The organism is Pseudoflavonifractor sp. BSD2780061688st1 E11, assembly GCF_005844125.1.
Lineage (GTDB): Bacteria > Bacillota > Clostridia > Lachnospirales > Lachnospiraceae > Sellimonas > Sellimonas catena.
On sequence record NZ_SPHM01000085.1, the window covers coordinates 1 to 2,471 of the forward strand.

1 protein-coding gene is annotated in these 2,471 nt (G+C 48.3%); it reads left to right on the plus strand.

Going from position 1 to position 2,471, the window contains the following annotated elements; all coding sequences use genetic code 11:
• Positions 1–553 precede the first annotated feature (553 nt).
• Positions 554–2,401, plus strand: coding sequence for a group II intron reverse transcriptase/maturase (gene ltrA, locus FGQ85_RS18025; RefSeq protein WP_138374148.1), 1,848 nt, complete (start codon positions 554–556; stop codon positions 2,399–2,401).
• The last annotated feature ends 70 nt before the right edge of the window (positions 2,402–2,471 follow it).

A 2,471-nucleotide genomic window follows, 5' to 3' on the forward strand; every position in this document is an offset into this window, starting at 1 on the left:
TGTGCGCCCATAAGGGGCAGAGTAAATCCGCTTAGCAAGCGGCAGGCGTGAGGTTTCATGCCTGTGGTCAACGGCTAACCTGGATGGGGAAACCCAAAGGGGACAATAGCACGACCGTAACGCTGTGAGTTGGCAAGTTGTCATGCCACGACTGAGCAGCAAGACCAAAGTTCATATGAGGATAAAGCCTACACTGGTTGAACGGCAGTCCGAGGGACATTTGTGGTGGTCGCAGCGGAAGACAGCTATATCCGCTGCGCTGTGCATCTCCGCCAGAAAAGATGACTGGCAGGAGCGAAACCGATGTGCAGCCCGTATGTATCAGCATAAAAGGACGAAAACCGTATCCGACAATGAACACAGCTTTTTACTCTGTTACTAAATGGGGATTGCCTAAGTTGGAATGCTCGCAAGAGCTATGGGTGCAGGCCCTGAAAATCCAATATGGCAACGGAGCCGCCGTAGTAGTCCGAGCGTGTTAATGGCACGCACATGGCGAAGGGCGGCAGTTCATTCGATTCAATGCAAAAGAAAGGAAGGTGCGTGAGGCACTATGAGAAATCCAGAAAATGTATTGAACAGTCTGCAAGAGCATTCAGCTCAATCCGGCTATGTCTATGACAGATTGTACCGCAATCTGTTCAACCGGGAATTTTTCTTACAGGCGTATCAAAATATCTATGCCAGTCAGGGAAACATGACCGCAGGCACAGACGGGAAAACCATTGACGCAATGAGCCTTGAAAGAGTTGACAGGCTTATTGCAGCCCTGAAAGACGAATCTTACCAGCCCAAGCCGTCCAGACGGACATATATTCCCAAAAAGAATGGAAAACTCCGTCCTCTGGGCATCCCGTCCATTGACGACAAGCTGGTACAGGAAGTTGTCCGTATGCTGTTGGAATCCATCTATGAAAACAGCTTTGAGGACACCTCCCACGGCTTTCGACCCAATAAAAGCTGTCACACAGCCTTGAGAATGATTCAAAATCGCTTTACACGGTGCAAATGGTTTGTGGAGGGAGACATTAAAGGCTTCTTTGACAATATCGACCATAATGTCATGATTGGCATCCTCCGCAAGAGAATCAAAGATGAACGCTTCCTGCGCCTTATCCGTAAATTTCTTAATGCGGGATATATGGAAGATAACCAAGTGCATCAAAGCTACAGCGGCACGCCACAGGGCGGCATCATTAGTCCTATTCTCGCCAATATCTATCTCGACCAGTTCGACAAATATATGGCAGAGTTTAAGAAACGGTTTGACCGTGGGAACAAGCGAGCCGTCAATGTGGAATACCGCAAGCTGAGCGATAAGAGAATCCGACTCAAAAGAAAGCTGGCAAAGGCAAAAACTGAGGAAGAAAAGCAGTCCTTACTGGAAAGCATCTGGGAACTGGACAAGGTTCACAAGTCCATCCCCTGTAAAGACCCTATGGACGAAAACTTCCGCAGACTGCAATATGTCCGCTACGCTGATGACTTTCTTATCGGTATCATCGGAGCCAAAGAGGATGCACAGGCTGTGAAACAGGAAATCGGCACATATATCGCCGGACAGTTGAAATTGGAACTGTCGGACGAAAAGACGCTGGTAACCAAAGCGACAGACCGGGCAAAATTCTTAGGATTTGAAATCAGGGTTACACCGCAGAGCAATCACACCAAGAAAACCAAAAGTGGTTCTACGGCCAGAAATTACAGCGGCCATGTCATGCTGGAAGTCCCAACTTCCGCCATTCAGAAGAAGCTGCTGGAACTGGGAGCCATGAGAATCGATGTTCGCAATGGAACAGAGATTTGGCAGCCCACCCATCGCGGAAAACTTGTCGGGCGAACGGACCTGAGTATTCTTGACCAGTACAACGGCGAGATACGAGGATTCTGTAACTATTATGCGATTGCAAACAATCGCTCCAAGCTACACAAGTTCCGCTATATCATGGAGTACAGCTTTTACAAAACTCTGGCCTGTAAATACCGCACAACAAAGCGCAAAATCATTGTTCAGTATCGTATCGGCAAAGACATCGGTGTGAAATTTCAGGACAAACATGGCAAGGAGCGTATTCGACTACTGTGGCAAGGCAGTCTTGCCAGAGACCCCTATCCTCTGGGAAAAGAAGCGGATATTATCCATAAGCCAAAAGGCATTCTGAAGAAGCCCAGTCTTGGCGCACGATTGAAAGCAAATCGGTGTGAATGGTGTGGAAAAGAAACTTCAGTGTTGGTGATGCACCAGGTAAGAACGCTGAAAGAGCTGGATGAAAGTCAACCGTGGGCAGCTTTTATGAAAAAGATTAACCGGAAAACACTGGTAGTCTGTGAAAGCTGTCACACTAAAATACACAGTGCAGACTGTGAATGGATGGAGAGCCGGATACAGCGAGAGTTGTAAGTCCGGTTCGGGGGCGAGTGTCCGGAAACCTACCGCAGCAATGCGGCAAGGCGCTGGGTACTTAGCCTAC